The sequence below is a fragment of the Metapseudomonas resinovorans DSM 21078 genome (genome assembly GCF_000423545.1).
Taxonomy (GTDB): domain Bacteria; phylum Pseudomonadota; class Gammaproteobacteria; order Pseudomonadales; family Pseudomonadaceae; genus Metapseudomonas; species Metapseudomonas resinovorans.
The window spans coordinates 47,575-67,024 of record NZ_AUIE01000034.1 but is presented as its reverse complement, the minus strand read 5'-3'; the positions used below and the strand labels follow the sequence as shown (position 1 = coordinate 67,024).

The following is a 19,450-nucleotide window of genomic DNA, read 5'->3' as shown; positions in this document are numbered from 1 at the left end:
TGTTCCATGACCTCCCCTGCCTATATCGGGCGCTTCGCCCCTACGCCCAGCGGCTTTCTGCATTTCGGTTCGCTGGTCGCTGCCCTTGCCTCCTACCTTGACGCCCGCGCTGTCGGCGGCCGCTGGTTGCTGCGCATGGAAGACCTCGATCCGCCGCGGGAAGTCGAAGGTGCACAAGCGGCGATTCTCCATACCCTGGAAAACTACGGTTTCGAATGGGACGGCGAGATGGTTCGTCAGAGCGACCGCCACGAGGACTACGCCAAGGTGATCGACCGTCTCTACGAGATGGGGCTGGCCTACGCCTGCACCTGCTCGCGCAAGCAGCTGGAAGGCCACCAGGGCATCTATCCGGGTTTCTGCCGCAACGCCCAGCACCCGCAGCACGACGCAGCCATTCGCATCCGCGTGCCGGAGCTCGAGTACCACTTCGTCGACCGCGTACAGGGCGAGTACCGCCAGCATTTGGGGCGGGAAGTGGGCGACTTCGTCATCCGTCGTCGCGACGGCCTCTATGCCTATCAATTGGCCGTGGTGCTGGACGACGCATGGCAAGGCATTACCGACATTGTCCGCGGTGCCGACCTGCTGGACTCCACCCCACGTCAGCTCTATTTGCAGGAACTGCTGGGCTTCAGCCAACCGCGCTATCTGCATGTGCCGCTGATCATCCAGCCGGACGGCCACAAGCTGGGCAAGTCCTACCGCTCACCGCCGCTGTCGGCAGACTCCGCCGGCCCCTTGCTGGCACGCGCACTGCGTGCCCTGGGCCAGGAGCCACCAGCCGACCTGGCCGACAACCTCCCCCGCGATGTGCTGGACTGGGGCATCGCACACTGGGACGCACGGCGAATTCCACGCACCCGAACGCTGGCCGAAGCGCAGCTTCGCTAGCCACTCGCGGCACCTCTGGGCATTCGCTACCATCGCGGCAGACACGACGAGATTTATGGCATGTACATCTATCGGCTGGTCCTGCTCCTGGTGGTGGGAATCTACCTGTTCTCCCCCGCCATCATGGATTGGTGGATCGACCCCAACGGCGCCTGGTACCGCCCCTACCTGCTGTGGCTGATCCTGATCGTGGTGACCTTCATTCTCCAGAGTCAACGCGATGCTGATGAGCTTTAGCCTCACCCAGCTGATCCTGATCAGCGCTGCCTATCTCCTGGCCCTGTTCGGCGTGGCCTGGCTCAGTGACCGCGGCTTCGTACCGCGCTGGATCGTCCGTCACCCGCTGACCTACACCCTGTCCCTGGGTGTGTATGCCAGTGCCTGGGCCTTCTACGGCACCGTCGGGTTGGCCTACCAGTACGGCTACGGATTCCTCGCCAGTTACCTGGGCGTATCGGGTGCCTTCCTGCTGGCGCCGGTACTGCTCTATCCGATCCTGCGCATCACCCGCACCTACCAACTGTCATCGCTGGCCGACCTCTTCGCCTTCCGCTTCCGCAGCACCTGGGCCGGCGCGCTGACCACGGTGATCATGATCATCGGCGTGCTGCCGCTGCTGGCCCTGCAGATCCAGGCGGTGGCCGACTCCATCGGCATTCTTACCCGCGAGCCGGTACACAACCGCGTCGCCCTGAGCTTCTGCGCCCTGATCACCCTGTTCACCATCCTCTTCGGCGCGCGCCACATCGCCACCCGCGAGAAGCACGCCGGCCTGGTGTTTGCCATCGCCTTCGAATCGGTGGTCAAGCTGGTGGCCCTGGGCAGCATCGGCCTTTACGCCCTCTATGGCGTGTTCGACGGCCCGCGGGAGCTGGAGCTCTGGCTGCTGCAGAACCAGGCCGCACTCTCCACACTGCACACACCGCTGCAGGAAGGCCCGTGGCGCACCCTGCTGCTGGTGTTCTTTGCCTCGGCAATCGTCATGCCGCACATGTACCACATGACCTTCACCGAGAACCTCAACCCGCGCGCCATGGTCAGCGCCAGTTGGGGCCTGCCGCTGTTCCTGCTGCTGATGAGCCTCGCCATCCCGCTGATCCTCTGGGCCGGCCTCAAACTCGGCGCCACCACCAACCCGGAATACTTCACCCTCGGCTTGGGGATCGCCGTCAACAACCCGGTGCTCGCCCTGCTTGCCTATGTCGGTGGCCTGTCAGCCGCCAGCGGCCTGATCATCGTGCTGACTCTGGCCCTCTCCGGCATGGCCCTCAACCACCTGGTGCTACCGCTGTATCAGCCACCGGCCGAAGGCAACATTTACCGCTGGCTGAAATGGACCCGCCGCGCCCTGATCGCCTTCATCATCATGGCCGGCTACGGCTTCTACCTGCTGCTGGGTGCCGAACAGGACCTGTCCAACCTCGGAATCGTTGCCTTCGTCGCCACCTTGCAGTTCCTGCCCGGCGCGCTCTCGGTACTCTACTGGCCGACCGCCAACCGCCGCGGGTTCATCGCAGGCCTGCTGGCAGGCTTCCTCGTCTGGCTGTTCGCCATGCTGCTGCCGCTGGTGGGCAATCTGCAGGGCATCTACCTGCCACTGTTCAATGCCATCTACGTGCTCGATGACACCAGCTGGCACATAGCAGCCATCGCTTCCCTGGCGGCCAACGTACTGATCTTTACCCTGGTCTCGCTCTTCACCGAAGCCAGCCCGGAAGAGCGCAGCGCCGCCGAAGCCTGCACGGTTGACAACGTTCGCCGACCGCAACGTCGTGAACTGATGGCCAGCTCGCCCCAGGAGTTTGCCACCCAACTGGCCAAACCCCTGGGCGCCAAGACCGCTCAGAAGGAAGTGGAACAGGCCCTGCGCGACCTCCACCTGCCCTTCGATGAACGCCGCCCCTACGCCCTGCGCCGCCTGCGGGATCGCATCGAAGCCAACCTCTCCGGCCTGATGGGACCCAGCGTGGCCCAGGACATGGTGGAAACCTTCCTGCCCTACAAGTCGGGCAGCGAGGGTTACGTCACCGAAGACATTCACTTCATCGAAAGCCGGCTGGAGGACTATCACTCTCGCCTGACCGGCCTCGCCGCGGAACTGGACGCCCTGCGTCGTTACCATCGCCAGACCTTGCAGGAGCTGCCCATGGGGGTCTGCTCCCTGGCCAAGGACCAGGAAATCCTCATGTGGAACCGCGCCATGGAGGAGCTGACCGAGATTCCGGCCCAGCGTGTCGTCGGCTCGCGCCTGTCGACCATCTCCGATCCCTGGAAGGGCCTGCTGGAAGGCTTCATCAACCTCCCTGACGAACACTTGCACAAGCAGCGCCTGACCCTGGACGGCCAGGCCCGTGCACTCAACCTGCACAAGGCGGCGATCGAAGAGCCCCTGGCCCCGGGCAGCAGCGGCCTGGTATTGCTGGTGGAGGATGTGACCGACACCCAACTACTGGAAGACAAGCTGGTCCACTCCGAACGCCTGGCGTCCATCGGCCGCCTGGCCGCCGGCGTCGCCCACGAAATCGGCAACCCCATCACCGGCATTGCCTGCCTGGCGCAGAACCTGCGCGAAGAGCGCGAGGGCGATAGCGAGATCAAGGAACTCAGCAGCCAGATTCTCGAACAGACCAAGCGCGTCACTCGCATCGTCCAGTCACTGATGAGCTTCGCCCACGCTGGCGGCCGTCAGCAGGCCAGCGAACCGGTGTGCCTGGCCGAGGTCACGCAGGACGCCATCGGCCTGCTCTCACTGAACAAGCGCAGCATCGAGGTGAACTTCTTCAACCTCTGCGATCCGCAGCACATTGTCGAAGGCGACCCCCAGCGCCTCGCCCAGGTGCTGATCAACCTGTTGTCCAACGCCCGCGATGCCTCCCCCGTGGGCAGCGCCATCCGCGTGCGCAGCGAAGCTTCGGAGCACACCGTCGACCTCGTCGTCGAAGACGAAGGCAGCGGCATTCCGAAGGCGATCATCGATCGCCTGTTCGAACCCTTCTTCACCACCAAGGACCCAGGGAAAGGGACCGGCCTTGGCCTTGCACTGGTCTATTCGATCGTGGAAGAGCATTATGGACAGATAACCATCGAAAGCCCGGCCGACTCCGAGCACCAGCGCGGCACCCGAATCAGGGTGACGCTGCCTCGTTTTGTCGAAGCAACATCCGCCGTGAGCTGAGACCGTCTAGAGAGCCGAATTAATGCCACACATTCTGATCGTCGAAGACGAAACCATCATTCGCTCGGCCTTGCGCCGCCTACTGGAGCGCAACCAGTACCAGGTCAGCGAAGCGGGCTCCGTACAGGAAGCCCAGGAGCGTTACAGCATTCCCGGTTTCGACCTGATCATCAGCGACCTTCGCCTGCCCGGCGCTCCCGGTACCGAACTGATCAAGCTGGCCCAGGGCACCCCGGTGCTGATCATGACCAGCTACGCCAGCCTGCGCTCGGCGGTGGACTCGATGAAGATGGGCGCGGTGGACTACATCGCCAAACCCTTCGACCATGACGAAATGCTCCAGGCGGTTTCGCGCATTCTCAAGGAGCGCCAGGACGCCAAGTCGGCGCCGAACGATCGCCCCAGTGCCGGTCGTGGCGGTGACAAGGCAGCAGCCGCCAACGCCGACGGCGATATCGGCATCATCGGCTCCTGCCCGCCGATGCTCGAACTCTACAGCAAGATCCGCAAAGTCTCCCCGACCGACTCCACCGTACTGATCCAGGGTGAGTCCGGCACTGGCAAGGAATTGGTGGCGCGAGCCCTGCACAATCTCTCCCGCCGCGCCAAGGCGCCGCTGATTTCGGTGAACTGCGCGGCGATCCCGGAAACCCTGATCGAGTCCGAACTTTTCGGCCACGAGAAAGGCGCCTTCACCGGCGCTACCGCTGGCCGCGCCGGCCTGGTGGAAGCGGCTGATGGCGGCACCCTGTTCCTCGACGAGATTGGCGAACTGCCCCTGGAAGCTCAGGCGCGCCTGCTGCGCGTCCTGCAGGAAGGCGAGATTCGCCGTGTGGGTTCCGTGCAGTCGCAGAAGGTCGATGTGCGCCTGATCGCAGCGACCCACCGCGACCTCAAGACCCTGGCCAAGACCGGCCAGTTCCGCGAAGACCTCTATTACCGCCTTCACGTCATCTCCCTGAAGCTTCCCGCACTGCGCGAGCGCGGTAGCGACGTGCTGGAAATTGCCCGCTCCTTCCTGGCGCGCCAGTGTGCACAAATGGGACGCGACAGCCTGCGCTTCGCTGCTGACGCCGAACAGGCAATCCGCCACTACAACTGGCCAGGTAACGTGCGTGAACTGGAGAACGCCATCGAGCGCGCGGTGATCCTCTGCGAGAGCCCGGATATCTCGGCGGACCTGCTGGGCATCGACATCGAGCTGGACGACCTGGACGACGATGACTTCAACGATGCCATCGCCCCGAGCCCGACCAACAACACAGCTCATGAGCCCACCGAGGACCTGTCCCTGGAAGACTACTTCCAGCACTTCGTACTGGAGCACCAGGACCACATGACCGAGACCGAGCTGGCCCGCAAGCTGGGTATCAGCCGCAAATGCCTGTGGGAGCGCCGTCAGCGCCTGGGCATTCCCCGCCGTAAATCGGGCGCCGCTGCCGGGCCTTGAGCGCCCGGCGAGGGCGACAAGCCGGGAACACATTCAGTTCCCCAAGCTGTTACCCCGCCTAACATCACGTAACAAAGCCGGGTTTAAAGGTAACGAAAACCCGGCTTTTTTTTACCCTTCATTCAGCCCACCACCATCGCAAACCCTTGATTTACAAGGAATCGTAAAAGTTGGCACGGCATCTGCTTTATCTGCGGCACAACAACAATAACAAATGCTGAACCCCACAATAAAAACAAGACGTATCGACTCCAGCACAACAAAAACAAAACAACGGAGGCGCAGCTAACTGATTCTTTTGGAGAGGAGTTGCCTTTGGGGCTTGCCCCACAGCCAGACCGAGAACAATAAAACTGTCATCAGACAGCACCCGTACTGGTTGGGTCATGGAATGATCACGGCACCATCAGCGTCCAAAGCAATCCGTTTGCTATTAACCCTCGTTTGGAGGGCATTTCCAGAGGCAGAAAGCCTGCTGGAGCGGGTCGAACAACAAAAACACCAAGCCCGATACAATAAAAACAAAGCACGCACCAATTTGGGGGGGAGCTTCGGCTCCCCCAGTAGCTTTGACTCCTTTCAGACCTTTTCTTCTACATCCCCCCTCCCAGTGCTAGAATTCGCGGCCATCGTGCGCCCATATCCTTTTCTGGCCGTCCATTCCGCAAAACAGTGCATCCCATGCTGAAGAAGCTGTTCCAGTCTTTCCGCTCTCCCCTTCGCCGTGCCCAACATCCGCGCAGCACACCCGAAGTACTGGGCAATAATCAGCATTCGCTGCGCCGTGCAGACATCAGCCGCAATGCCGTCATAGTCGTCGAGCGCCTGCAGAAAGCCGGCTACCAGGCCTATCTGGTCGGTGGCTGCGTACGCGACCTGCTGCTGAACCTGCGTCCAAAGGACTTCGATGTGGCCACCAATGCCACCCCGGAACAAGTCCGCGCCGAATTCCGTAACGCCCGGGTGATCGGCCGCCGCTTCAAGCTGGCCCACGTGCAGTTCGGTCGGGAGATCATCGAAGTCGCCACCTTCCGCGCCAATCATCCGCAAGGCGAGGAAGAAGAAGACAGCAACCAGGCCGCCCGCAACGAAAGCGGCCGAATCCTGCGCGACAACGTCTATGGCAGCCTGGAAGATGACGCCCAGCGCCGTGACTTCACCATCAACGCGCTGTACTACGACCCGACCTCCGAGCGCATCCTCGACTACGCCCATGGCGTGCACGACATTCGCAACCGCCTGGTGCGCCTGATCGGCATACCCGAGCAGCGTTACCAGGAAGACCCGGTTCGGATGCTGCGGGCCGCGCGTTTTGCCGCCAAGCTCGACTTCGAGATCGAGAAGCACAGCGCGGCGCCCATTCGCAGCCTTGCCCCCATGCTGCGAGAGATTCCCTCGGCACGCCTGTTCGACGAAGTGCTCAAATTGTTCCTCAGCGGCAAGGCCGAACGCACCTTCGAATTGCTGGTGGAGTACGACCTCTTCGCCCCGCTGTTCCCGGCCAGCGCCGAAGCCTTGGAACGCGACCCGGAATACACCGGTCGCCTGATCCGCCAGGCGCTGATCAACACCGACGAACGCATTCGCCAAGGCAAGCCGGTTACCCCCGCCTTCCTGTTTGCCGCCCTGCTCTGGCCGGCCATGCCTGCCCGCGCGGCGCAACTGCAGGAGCGCGGCATGCCGCCGATCCCGGCCATGCAGGAAGCGGCACACGGCCTGATCATGGAACAGGTCCAGCGCACCGCCATTCCCAAGCGCTTCAGCATTCCGATCCGCGAAATCTGGGACATGCAGGAACGCCTGCCACGCCGCAACGGCAAACGCGCCGACCTGCTGCTGGAGAACCCGCGCTTCCGCGCCGGCTACGACTTCCTCCTGCTGCGCGAAAGTGCCGGCGAAGAAACCGATGGCCTCGGTGACTGGTGGACCGATTACCAGGACGCCAGCGACAGCCAGCGCCGTAACATGATTCGCGAGCTCAGCACGAAGGACGACCAGCCCTCCGGACAGCGCCGCAGGCGTGGCGGCAGTCGCCGCAGGCGCGGCCCACGCAGCGACGGCGCTCCCGGCACCTCGGGCGATTGATCATGGAACGCGTGTACATCGGTCTCGGGAGTAACCTTGCCGAGCCTGTTACCCAGCTACGCGGAGCGCTCGCGGCGATGGGCGAACTGCCCCGGACCCGCCTCGCATCGGTATCCTCGCTCTACGCCAGCGACCCTCTCGGCCCGCCGGACCAACCCCGCTACGTCAACGCCGTGGCCGCCCTGGATACCGACCTGACGCCCCTGGACCTGCTGGACGCCCTGCAGCGCATCGAGCTCGCCCAGGGCCGTGTGCGCAAGGATGAGCGCTGGGGTCCGCGGACCCTGGACCTGGATATCCTGTTGTTCGGCCAACGCCGGATCGATGAGCCCAGGCTGCAGGTTCCGCATTACCACATGCACGCCCGCGCCTTTGTGCTCTATCCCCTGGCAGAGATCGCCGGCGACCTGCAATTGCCCGATGGGCGCCCGCTGCAGGCCCTGCTGGACGCCTGTGCCTTCGAAGGCCTCGAGCGCCTTTCCGACTTGGCGGTAACGCCGTAACAGGTCGGTAACACCTGCAATTGACTTCATGCCCCCCCATCGGGACTATAAGCGTCCCGTTGCCCCGTGCCGGTGCAAAACGGCGCCGATGAGGACGTTTTCATGCCTGATGTGACCCTGACCACCCTGCAAGAGCTCAAGCTGAAAGGCGAGAAGATCGCCATGCTGACAGCCTACGACGCCACCTTTGCCCAGGCTGCCTGCCAGTCCGGCGTGGATGTGCTGCTGGTGGGCGACTCCCTTGGCATGGTCCTGCAAGGCCATGACAGCACCCTGCCGGTCAGTGTGACCGACATGGTCTACCACACCGCTGCCGTGAAGCGCGGCAACCAGGGCGCGCTGATCATCAGCGACCTGCCGTTCATGGCATATGCCAACCTCGAACAGACCTTCGTCAATTGCGCCGCCCTGATGCAGGCCGGTGCGCACATGGTCAAGCTGGAAGGTGCCGCCTGGCTGGCCGAGCCCATCCGTCTGCTCGCCGAGCGCGGCGTCCCGGTCTGCGCCCATCTGGGCCTGACTCCGCAAGCCGTGAACATCCTCGGCGGCTATAAGGTCCAGGGCCGACAGGAAGCCCAGGCGCGCCAGCTGCGCGCCGACGCCATGGCCCTCGAGCAGGCCGGCGCCGCCATGCTGCTGCTGGAGTGCGTCCCCAGTGAGCTGGCCGCCGAAATCACCCAGTCGGTGAAAATCCCGGTGATCGGCATCGGCGCCGGCAGCGCCACCGATGGCCAGGTGCTGGTCCTGCACGACATGCTGGGACTCTCCCTCACCGGCCGCGCGCCCAAGTTCGTGAAGAACTTCATGGAAGGCCAGGCCAGCATCCAGGCTGCCCTGGCTGCCTACGTACAAGCCGTCAAGGACGTTACCTTCCCTGCCGCCGAACACGGATTCTCCGCATGATCACCGTTAAAACCGTCCGCGAACTGCGTGCCGCCGTCGCCCGTGCGCGTAGCGAAGGCAAGCGCATCGGTTTCGTGCCGACCATGGGCAACCTCCATGCCGGGCACATCGCCCTGGTGGAAAAAGCCAGCCAACGCGCCGATTTCGTGGTCGCCAGCATCTTCGTAAACCCGCTGCAGTTCGGGCCCAGCGAAGACCTGGCCAAATATCCACGCACCCTGGTGGCCGACCAGGAGCAACTGGTCGCCGCGGGCTGCCAGTTACTGTTCCACCCGGACGTGGAAGAAATGTACCCGGACGGCATGGAAGGCCAGACCCGCGTCAACGTCCCATTGGTATCCGAGGGTCTTTGTGGCGGTAGCCGCCCTGGCCATTTCGAAGGCGTTGCCACTGTGGTCAGCAAGCTGTTCAACATGGTCCAGCCCGACCTCGCAGTATTCGGCGAGAAAGACTTCCAGCAGCTGGCGGTGATCCGCAAGCTGGCGCGAGACTTGAATATGCCGATCCAGATCATCGGCGAGCCCACGGTTCGCGCTGACGATGGCCTCGCATTGTCATCGCGCAACGGTTACCTGGACGACGCCCAGCGCGCCGCCGCACCTGCCCTGTACCGCACCCTGCAGCAATTGGCCTCGGCCATTCGCGCGGGCCGCCGCGACTTCGCCGCGCTGGAACAGGAAGGCCAGGCCGAACTGGCCAAGGCTGGATTCCGCCCTGATTACCTGGAAGTCCGCGAGGCTCTGAACCTGCGCCCCGCAGGCAGCCAGGACCAGCAACTGGTGATCCTCGGTGCCGCCTACATGGGTAACACCCGCCTGATCGACAACCTTGCCTTCACCCTCGAAGCGCAAGCCTGACCAACTCCCGCCGCAGCCTTGAACCCCCTCCGGGGTTCGGGCAAACTCAGCCGCCGCCCGCGCCACGACGAGAAAATGCCATGCACGCCATCATGCTCAAGGCCAAACTGCACCGCGCCGAAGTCACCCACGCCGTGCTCGATTACGAAGGTTCCTGCGCCATCGATGGTGAATGGCTCGACCTCTCCGGTATCCGCGAATACGAGCAGATCCAGATCTACAACGTCGACAACGGTGAGCGTTTCACCACCTACGCCATTCGCGCTGAAAACGGTTCCCGGATGATCTCGGTGAACGGTGCCGCGGCGCACAAGGCCAAAGTAGGTGATCGCGTGATCATCTGTGCCTACGCCCACTACAGCGAGGCCGAACTGGCCAATTTCAAACCGCGTATGCTGTACATGGCTCCGGGCAACGAACTCAGCCACACCAGCAACGCGATTCCGGTACAGGTCGCCTGAGACCGGACAGCTGCATGACCCGAAGCCCGGACCTTTCCGGGCTTTTTCATACGTCGCACACAGGTACGCCATGGACCACCACCTGACGCCGCTCGATGTCACCCAATTGCCCAGCTGGGCTGCGCTCCACCAGCATCGCCAGGAACTTGCCGGCTTCAGCCTGCGCCAGGCCTTCGCCGAAGACCCCGAGCGCTTCAAGCAATTCAGCCACAGCGCCTGTGGCCTGCTGCTGGACTTTTCGAAGAACCTGATCCGTGCCGACACCCTGGACCTGCTGGTCAAGCTGGCGGACGAAGCCCGGCTCGGCGATGCCATCAAGGCCATGTTCCGCGGCGACGTGATCAATGCCTCCGAGCGCCGCCCGGTGCTGCACACCGCCCTGCGCCGCCCTATCGGCGACAAGGTGCGGGTCGACGGCATCGACGTGATGCCCGAAGTGCACCGCGTCCTGCACCAGATGACCGAACTGGTGGGCTACGTGCATAACGGCCTGTGGCGCGGCTACACCGAGAGGCCCATCACCGACGTGGTGAACATCGGTATCGGCGGTTCCTTCCTCGGCCCGCAACTGGTTTCCGAAGCGCTGCTGCCCTTCGCCCAGAAGGGCGTGCGTTGCCACTACCTGGCCAACATCGATGGCAGCGAGTTCCGCGAACTGGCCTGCCGCCTGAACGCCGAAACCACCCTCTTCATTGTTTCCAGCAAGTCTTTCGGCACCCTGGAAACCCTGAAGAACGCCCAGGCCGCCCGCGCCTGGTACCTGGCCCAGGGCGGCAGCGAGGAAGAGCTGTACCGGCACTTCATCGCCGTATCCAGTAACAAGGAAGCGGCTATCGCCTTTGGTATTCGCGAAGAGAACATCTTCCCCATGTGGGATTGGGTCGGCGGTCGCTACTCGCTCTGGTCCGCGATCGGCCTGCCGATTGCCATGTCCATTGGCATCTCCAACTTCAAGGAGCTGCTGTCCGGCGCCTACAGCATGGACCAGCACTTCCAGAGCACGCCCTTCGACCGCAACATCCCGGTCATCCTCGGCTTGCTCGGTGTCTGGTACGGCGACTTCTGGGGCGCGCACAGCCACGCGATCCTGCCGTACGACTATTACCTGCGTAACTTCACCGATCACCTGCAACAGCTGGACATGGAATCCAACGGCAAGAGCGTGCGCCAGGACGGTACTCCGGTGACCGCCGGCACTGGTCCGGTGATCTGGGGCGGAGTCGGCTGCAACGGCCAGCACGCCTATCACCAGTTGCTGCACCAGGGCACCCAACTGATCCCGGCGGACTTCATCGTCCCCGTGTCCAGCTACAACCCGGTGGCTGACCACCATCAGTGGCTGTTCGCCAACTGCCTGTCTCAAAGCCAGGCCCTGATGCTCGGCAAGTCTCGCGACGAGGCCGAAGCCGAACTGCGCGCCAAGGGCCTGCCGGAGGACGAAGTGCAGCGCCTGGCGCCGCACAAGGTGGTGCCCGGCAACCGCCCGAGCAACACCCTGGTGGTGGAACGCATCAGCCCGCGCCGCCTGGGTGCACTGATCGCCATGTACGAGCACAAGGTCTACGTGCAGAGCGTGCTCTGGGGCGTCAACGCCTTCGACCAATGGGGCGTGGAGCTGGGCAAGGAACTCGGCAAGGCCGTCTATTCGCGCCTCACGGGCCAGGACGAAGCCCAAGCCGAAGACGGCTCTACCCAGGGTCTGATCGACTTCTTCCGCGCGCGCCATCGCGGCTGATCGTCACCCCACGGGCGCATCCAGGGGACTGTGGGGGCGAATTCATTCCCTGACTGGACCGCAGGTAGGCCCCAACCCTTGGGCCTACCGACAGAACCGCTGTCGGTAGGCCCAAGGCGTTAGCCCCATCTCCGGAGCGAACGTCGGGCACGGGTTATCGCACTACCGAACCGGTTCTTTTCCGCCCTGCAACACAGCGACGCCCCTGTTCTCACCGCCTTCGCCGCCAGCAAGGCCGCCAGAGGAGCCACCCAGCTCGAGTATCCGCAGCGCTGAACGATCCAGCGGACCTTGGGTTCAAAACTCAGTGGACAACCCTTGAACCCGGTGACGGCTTGGATGCACCCTTGTCGCCATCTCGGCTTAACAACAACAAGGACCCCGCCATGTACGAGATCAGCCTTCACCCCGTGCCAGACGCCGTGCGCAAGCACGCCCTTATCGACAACGATGCCTACCTGCGCCTCTACCAGCAGTCCATCGAGCAGCCCGAGTTGTTCTGGGGCGAGCAGGCCACCAGCTTTCTCACCTGGTTCAAGCCCTGGGAGCAACTGCATCACAGCGACCTGAAGAAGGGCGAAGCCGAGTGGTTCAAAGGCGGCAAGTTGAACGTCGCCTACAACTGCATCGATCGCCACCTGGAACAGCGCGGCGAGCAGGTCGCCATCATCTGGGAAGGCGACAACCCCAGCGAATCCGCGCACATCACCTATCGCAAGCTGCACAGCCATGTCGCGCGCCTGGCCAACGTCCTGAAGAGCCGTGGCGTGAAGAAGGGCGACCGGGTCTGTATCTACATGCCGATGATTCCTGAAGCGGCCTACGCCATGCTCGCCTGCGCACGTATCGGCGCGGTGCATTCGGTGGTGTTCGGCGGCTTCTCCCCTGACGCCCTGCGCGACCGCATCCTCGACGCCGACTGCCGCACCGTGATCACCGCCGATGAAGGCGTACGCGGTGGCAAGTACGTCCCGCTGAAGCAGAATGTCGACAAGGCCCTGAAGGATTGCCCGAAGGTGTCCTCGGTGTTGGTGGTCCAGCGAACCCAGGGCACGATCGACTGGGCCGAAGGACGCGACCTCTGGTATCACGAGGCCCTGCACGGGGCCAGCGAAGACTGCCCGCCGGAATGGATGGACGCCGAAGACCCGCTGTTCATCCTCTACACGTCCGGCTCCACCGGCAAACCCAAGGGCGTGCTGCACACCACCGGCGGCTACCTGCTGGGTGCGGCGATGACCCACAAGTACGTGTTCGACTATCACGATGGCGACATCTACTGGTGCACCGCGGACGTGGGCTGGGTCACTGGCCACAGCTACATCGTCTACGGCCCCCTGGCCAACGCCGCCACCACCCTGATGTTCGAAGGCGTACCCAACTACCCGGATGCCTCTCGCTTCTGGCAGGTGATCGACAAGCACCAGGTGAACATCTTCTACACCGCCCCCACCGCCATCCGCGCACTAATGCGAGAAGGCGAAGATCCGGTGAGGAAGACCGCTCGCACCAGCCTGCGCCTGCTCGGAAGTGTCGGCGAGCCGATCAACCCGGAAGCCTGGGAGTGGTACTACAACGTGGTTGGCGACAAACGCTGCCCCATCGTCGACACCTGGTGGCAGACCGAGACCGGCAGCATCCTCATCACCCCGCTGCCCGGCGCCACGATGCTGAAGCCCGGTTCGGCCACCCGCCCGTTCTTCGGTGTGCAACCGGCGCTGCTGGACGAAAAAGGCAAGGAGATAGACGGCCCAGGAAGCGGCGTCCTGGCGATCAAGGCCAGTTGGCCGAGCCAGATTCGCAGCGTCTATGGCGACCATAAGCGGATGATCGATACCTACTTCTCCGCCTACCCCGGCTATTACTTCACCGGCGACGGCGCCCGACGTGACGAAGACGGTTACTACTGGATCACCGGCCGCGTGGATGACGTGATCAACGTCTCCGGCCACCGCATCGGCACGGCCGAGGTGGAGAGCGCGCTGGTACTGCACGACGCCGTCGCCGAGGCCGCCGTGGTGGGTTACCCGCATGACCTCAAAGGCCAGGGCATCTACGCCTTTGTCACGCCGATGAAGGGACTGGAACCCTCCGAGGAGCTGAAGAAAGAACTGCTGGCCCTGGTCAGCAAGGAGATCGGCAGCTTCGCCAAGCCCGAGCTGATCCAGTGGGCGCCGGGCTTGCCGAAGACCCGCTCGGGCAAGATCATGCGCCGCATCCTGCGCAAGATCGCCTGCAACGAGCTGGACAATCTCGGCGACACCTCCACCCTGGCCGACCCGTCGGTGGTGCAGAGCCTGATCGACAAGCGCCTCAACCAGTAAGACCCGCCATGGCGCCAGCTCCCTCAGGGGGCTGGCGCCTTTCGCTTGGAAACGCTTCGCCCATGGAATTCATTCGCCGCCGTATCGAAAGCCAGATCATCGGCCTCACCGGCCTCGCCCTCGGCCAGCTCGACTTCGAGAACCCCAAGGGCGACCCCGGCCTGTTCGGCCCGGACTCGGTGACCTGGAAAGTCCATGGCGACTTCACCTCGATGATGATCGGCGGCATCAGCGCGCTGCTCCTGCAGATGCTGCATCCCTTGGCGCTCTCCGGTGTCTGGGACCACTCCAATTTTCGCGAGGACATGCTCGGTCGCCTGCGCCGCACCGGCCAATTCATCTCCGGCACCACCTTTGGCACGGTCAAGGATGCCGACTGGCTGATTGACAAGGTGCGCACCATCCACTTGCAGGTGGTCGGCACCACCCCTGACGGCCGGCCCTACGCCGCCAGCGACCCGGCCCTGCTGACCTGGGTCCACGTGGCCGAGGTCAGCAGCTTTCTCAAGGCTCATCTGCGCTACCTCAACCCACACCTCTCCGGCGAAGACCAGGACCGCTACTACGCCGAAATCGCCCTCGTCGCCGAGCGCCTGGGCGCCGAAGACGTACCGAAGTCCCGCCAGGAAGTAGCGGACTACCTGGACGCCATGCGTCCACAGTTACTCTGCGACGAGCGCAGCCTGGAGGTCGTGCGCCTCCTTCTCGGTGCCCCGGCACCCAGCGCCATGGCCAAGCCGTTCGGCGTCCTGATGATGCAGGCGGGAATCGACCTGCTGCCGGACTGGGCCAGCGCCATGCTCGGCCTGCACCAGCGCCCCTGGCAGCGGCGCGTGGTACGCGATCTGGTCTGGCAGGTGGCACCGCTGCTGCGCTGGGCCATGCGCAATGGTGCCGTCCATCGCGCGCGCCGCCGCATGGGGCTGCCGCCCCGCTGAGCGGTGGACCGGGCGACGATCCGTCGTCGACCGGCACCGCGCCACGACAGACTCGCTTTGTTAAACTGCGCGCCCCTTTTTGCGAGACGCCGCGCATGTCCTCTGCTCTCTCCCAGGCGCTGCGCGCCGCCCTCGACGCCCGTCAGCCGCTGCTGGCCGAACTCCATGCCCAAGGCACCGATTGCTACCGGCTGTTCCATGGCAGCCAGGAAGGCGCCCCCGGCTTGACCGTCGACCGCTACGGCCCGCAGCTGATGGTGCAGAGCTTCCACCAGCCACTGGAACGCGAGCCCCTGCTGGCACTGGCCGCCACGGTGGACGCGTTCCTCGGCGAGAAACTGATGCTGGTCTACAACGACCGCTCCCAAGGTAATTCGCGTGTCGACCGCCGGGACCCGGTGTACCAGGCTGACGCCGCAGCCCTAGAAGACCTGGTGGGTCGCGAATGGGGCCTGAACTACCGGGTACGCGGCCGCCATCCCGGCCAGGACCCGCTGCTGTTCCTCGACCTGCGCAACGCCCGAGGCTGGGTCAAGGACAACAGCGCCGGAAAATCAGTACTCAACCTCTTCGCCTACACCTGTGGCGTCGGCCTGTGTGCGGCCGCCGGTGGCGCCAGCGAGGTCTGGAACCTGGACTTTGCCGAGGGCAACCTGGCCGTCGGCCGCGAGAATGGTGCGCTGAACCCGGAGCTGGCGCCCATGCACTTCATCCAGTCCGATTACTTCCCCGCCATCCGCCAGTTGGCCGGGCAGCCCATCGCCCGCCGCCACGGCCAGCGCCTGCCCAGCTACATACGCCTGGAACAGCGCCAGTTCGACCTGGTGTTCCTCGATCCGCCGGCCTGGGCCAAGAGCGCCTTCGGTACCGTGGACCTGCTACGCGACTACCAGAGCCTGCTCAAGCCTGCCCTGCTGGCGACCGCCGAGAATGGCGTGCTGGTGTGCAGCAACAACCTGGCAAGGGTGGCCATGGAGGACTGGCGCGAGCAAGTGCTGCGCTGTGCCAGCAAACTGGGTCGACCCGTACGCGATTGCCAGCAGTTGGCGCCCGCTTCCGACTTCCCCTCAAGCGATGGGCGCCCACCGCTCAAGACCCTGGTTCTTCAACTCTGAAGGCCATGCGACAACGAGAGCCAACCGTCAGGCGGAACCCTGAGGCCGTGCCATAATCCAACGCACTCTTTGCCGGGATAGTTGACGCCTCATGTACAAAGGATTGAAACGGGCCGCCTGCGCCCTGCTGATCGTCGTAGCCCTCTACAGTCTGCTTGGTTTTCTGATCATCCCGGGGATCGCCCTGCGGGTGGCCAACCAGCAACTGGCCCAGTACGCCACCGTCCCCGCGCGGCTGGAGCGCATCCAGCTCAACCCCTTCAGCCTGGAGCTGACGCTCTGGGGCCTGCACATCGGCGACGACAAGACCGAGCATCTCGGCTTCGAGCGCCTCTACGCCAACCTGCAGCTGGACAGCCTCTGGTCCAACGCCCTGCACCTGGCGGATGTGGAGCTGGACAAGTCCAAAACCGAGGTGCTGTTTGCCAAGGATGGGACGCTCAACCTGGCCCAGCTGTTCAAGCTGCCGCCCAGCGAACCCAAGCCAGAGGAACCCGCGGGCGATCCCTTTCCGCTGCGTATCGACCGCATCGAGCTGAGCGAAGGCGGCCTGCACTTCGAAGACCAGCGCCCGAGCGAGCCGATCGAATTCGTCTACGACTCCCTCAACCTTGAGCTGCACAACCTCAGTACCCTGCCCGACGACAACGCCGAGATGTCGCTGGTGGCCACCGGTCCCTACGGCGGTCGTGTCGACTGGCAAGGCCAGATCAGCCTGGTGCCATTCACCTCCAGCGGCCAGCTGAAGATCACTGACGGGAAGATGAAGGCCTTCTGGCCCTATGTTCGCGACGCCGTGCCCCTGGTCCTGCAGGAAGGCGTCATGAGCCTGTCCACCGACTACAGGCTGAGCCTGACCGAGGGCACCCAGCTGAATCTGGACAAGATCTGGATCAAGGTCGCGCCCTTCGCCATCAAGGCACCGGACAACCGCCCGCTGGTCAACCTGGAAGTACTGGAGGTCAGCGACAGCTCCCTGGACCTGGTCAAGCAGGAAGTGCTGATCGGCAAGATCCACAGCCAGAATCTGGAGACCTGGGCTGCCCGGGAATCGGACGGCCAGCTCGATTGGCAGAAGCTCTTCGCCAGCGAGGCCAAGCTCGCGCCCAAGGCCGAAGAAAAGCCCGCACCTGACCAGGCCGAGTCCACGGACGAACCCGGCAAGCCCTGGGTGGTGAAATTGCGTGAGACTCAGCTTCGCGGCTACAAGGTCCACTTGGCCGACCGGGTACCCAAGGACCCGGTACAACTGGAACTCGGCCCGTTGAACCTCGACCTCAAGGACTTCGACAGCCGCGGCGAAACACCCTTCAACCTTAGCCTCGACACCGGACTCGGCAAGCAGGGCAAGGTGCAGGCGGTTGGCCAGGTCCAGCTCAAGCCGACCACTGCCAAGCTGCAGGTGCAGACCCGCGACGTCGACTTGCGGGTCGCACAGGCCTACCTCAGTCCCTTCGTGCGCCTGGAACTGCGCAGCGGCATGCTCGACAGCGACCTCAACGTAGACCTCAAGAGCACCGAACCTCTGGCCCTGGGCATCACCGGCCGAGCGCTGGTCAACCAGCTGCATACCCTGGACACGATCAAGGAACGTGATTTCGTCAGATGGCAGCAGCTGCTGGTGGATGGCCTCAACTACCAGCATGGCGACAGCCTGAACATCGACAAGGTGAGCCTGAACCAGCCCTACGCGCGCTTCATCATCAACGAAGACCTGACCACCAACGCCAGCGACCTGGTGATCAAGCAACCCGCCGAAGCCGGTGTCCAAGCCACCGCCCCTGCCAAACCGGAACCCGCCGGCAAGCCCCTGGGTATTCGTATCGGTGGCATCGACATCAAGGACGGCTCGGCGAACTTCGCCGACTTCAGCCTGACGCCGAACTTCGCCACCGCCATCCAGCAGCTCAATGGCGAAATCGGCACCCTCGACAACCGTAATCCCAAGCCCGCCAAGGTAACGGTGAACGGCAAGGTAGACCGCTATGCGCCCGTGACCATCAAGGGCAGCCTGAACCCCTTCGACCCGCTGGACAGCCTGGACATCGCCACCAGCTTCAAGCGTGTCGAGCTGACCACCCTGACGCCCTATTCCGGCAAGTTCGCCGGCTACCGCATCCGCAAGGGCAGGTTGAACCTGGACCTGCACTACCAGATCGAGAAGGGCCAGTTGAAAGCCGAAAACCATCTGGTGCTGGAACAGCTGCAGCTCGGTGAGCAGGTCTCCAGTCCCGACGCAGTCGACCTGCCGGTGCGCCTGGCCGTGGCCCTGCTCAAGGACACCGAAGGCAAGATCGACATCTCGCTTCCGGTGGCCGGTAACCTCAACGATCCGCAATTCAGCGTCGCCCCCATCGTCTGGCAGACCCTGCGCAACCTGGTGCTGCGCGCCGTGCAGGCGCCGTTCAACTTTGTCGCCGGGCTGGTCGGCGGCAGCAGCGAAGACCTCGGCCAGGTGCCCTTCCCGGCCGGCAGCAGCGAGCTGGACGCCGAGGCACAGAAGTCGCTGGATACCCTGGCTGACGCGTTGAAAAAACGTCCGACCCTGCGCCTGGAGGTGGAAGGCGCCAGCGCCAAGACCGCCGACGGTCCCCTGCTGGCGGAGCAACGCCTGAATCGGGAGTTCCAGAGCACCTACTACAAGATCGCCCAGCGCCGGGGCGACAAGGTTCCGGCCGAGGCCAGCCAGATCGAGGTCCCGGACGACGAGAAGGCGCCTATGCTGGAGGGTATCTACCGCACCCGCCTGAAGCAGCAGCCGCCGGCCGAGTGGAAGGACCTGGACAGCGACCAGCGCGCCGCCAAACTGCGCGAAGCCGTGCTGGTTTCCTGGGCCCAGAGCGATTTGCTGCTACGCCAGTTGGGCCAGGCTCGCGCCGCCAGCATCAAGGATTACCTGGTGGATCGCGGTGGCCTCGCAGACGACCGCATCTTCCTGCTGGACGTCAGCCTGGTGGAGCCCAACCAGGCAGGAGAGGTGATCTCGCCCCTGCATCTGGACAGTGAATAG

14 protein-coding genes are annotated in these 19,450 nt (G+C 63.9%); all 14 read left to right on the top strand.

From position 1 onward, the window contains the following. The first annotated feature begins 6 nt into the window (after positions 1–6). The 14 genes from gluQRS to G559_RS0120390 all read left to right on the top strand — a co-directional run bounded on the left by gluQRS (position 7) and on the right by G559_RS0120390 (position 19,450). Positions 7–894: a tRNA glutamyl-Q(34) synthetase GluQRS gene (gene gluQRS, locus G559_RS0120455; protein ID WP_028630035.1), complete on the top strand. Its 888-nt coding sequence runs from the start codon at positions 7–9 to the stop codon at positions 892–894. Positions 895–954: 60 nt separating this feature from the next. Beyond that, entirely contained in the window at positions 955–1,131 is a 177-nt protein-coding gene (locus G559_RS30470; RefSeq protein WP_003095129.1) for a hypothetical protein, read from the top strand. Beyond that, a complete protein-coding gene (locus G559_RS0120445) occupies positions 1,115–4,069 on the top strand; it encodes a sensor histidine kinase (protein WP_028630034.1) in 2,955 nt (984 codons plus the stop codon). Before G559_RS30470 ends, G559_RS0120445 begins: the two co-directional genes overlap by 17 nt. Positions 4,070–4,091: 22 nt before the next feature. Further along, entirely contained in the window at positions 4,092–5,519 is a 1,428-nt protein-coding gene (locus tag G559_RS0120440) for a sigma-54-dependent transcriptional regulator (protein WP_028630033.1), read from the top strand. A gap of 681 nt (positions 5,520–6,200) precedes the next feature. After that, positions 6,201–7,604 (top strand): polynucleotide adenylyltransferase PcnB, encoded by a 1,404-nt coding sequence (locus G559_RS0120435; protein ID WP_028630032.1) that lies wholly within the window; start codon positions 6,201–6,203, stop codon positions 7,602–7,604. Between the two features lie 2 nt (positions 7,605–7,606). Next, the gene (folK, locus tag G559_RS0120430) at positions 7,607–8,107 is read left to right on the top strand and encodes a 2-amino-4-hydroxy-6-hydroxymethyldihydropteridine diphosphokinase (RefSeq protein WP_028630031.1); all 501 of its coding nucleotides are present in this window, start codon (positions 7,607–7,609) and stop codon (positions 8,105–8,107) included. A gap of 102 nt (positions 8,108–8,209) precedes the next feature. Beyond that, positions 8,210–9,010 (top strand): 3-methyl-2-oxobutanoate hydroxymethyltransferase, encoded by an 801-nt coding sequence (gene panB / locus G559_RS0120425; protein WP_028630030.1) that lies wholly within the window; start codon positions 8,210–8,212, stop codon positions 9,008–9,010. Then, positions 9,007–9,867, top strand: coding sequence for a pantoate--beta-alanine ligase (gene panC, locus G559_RS0120420; protein ID WP_028630029.1), 861 nt, complete (start codon positions 9,007–9,009; stop codon positions 9,865–9,867). The genes panB and panC overlap by 4 nt, the downstream gene beginning before the upstream one ends. An 80-nt stretch (positions 9,868–9,947) precedes the next feature. Further along, a complete protein-coding gene (panD, locus tag G559_RS0120415) occupies positions 9,948–10,328 on the top strand; it encodes an aspartate 1-decarboxylase (RefSeq protein WP_028630028.1) in 381 nt (126 codons plus the stop codon). Between the two features lie 70 nt (positions 10,329–10,398). Then, positions 10,399–12,063 (top strand): glucose-6-phosphate isomerase, encoded by a 1,665-nt coding sequence (pgi, locus tag G559_RS0120410; protein WP_028630027.1) that lies wholly within the window; start codon positions 10,399–10,401, stop codon positions 12,061–12,063. A 386-nt stretch (positions 12,064–12,449) separates the two neighbouring features. After that, positions 12,450–14,387: an acetate--CoA ligase gene (gene acs / locus G559_RS0120405; RefSeq protein WP_028630026.1), complete on the top strand. Its 1,938-nt coding sequence runs from the start codon at positions 12,450–12,452 to the stop codon at positions 14,385–14,387. A gap of 62 nt (positions 14,388–14,449) precedes the next feature. Then, positions 14,450–15,325 (top strand): oxygenase MpaB family protein, encoded by an 876-nt coding sequence (locus G559_RS0120400; RefSeq protein ID WP_028630025.1) that lies wholly within the window; start codon positions 14,450–14,452, stop codon positions 15,323–15,325. 95 nt (positions 15,326–15,420) lie between these two features. After that, on the top strand, positions 15,421–16,440 hold the full coding sequence (locus G559_RS0120395) for a class I SAM-dependent rRNA methyltransferase (protein WP_028630024.1): 1,020 nt from the start codon (positions 15,421–15,423) through the stop codon (positions 16,438–16,440). A gap of 91 nt (positions 16,441–16,531) precedes the next feature. Next, complete coding sequence (locus G559_RS0120390; RefSeq protein WP_028630023.1) at positions 16,532–19,450, top strand: DUF748 domain-containing protein; 2,919 nt, start codon at positions 16,532–16,534, stop codon at positions 19,448–19,450.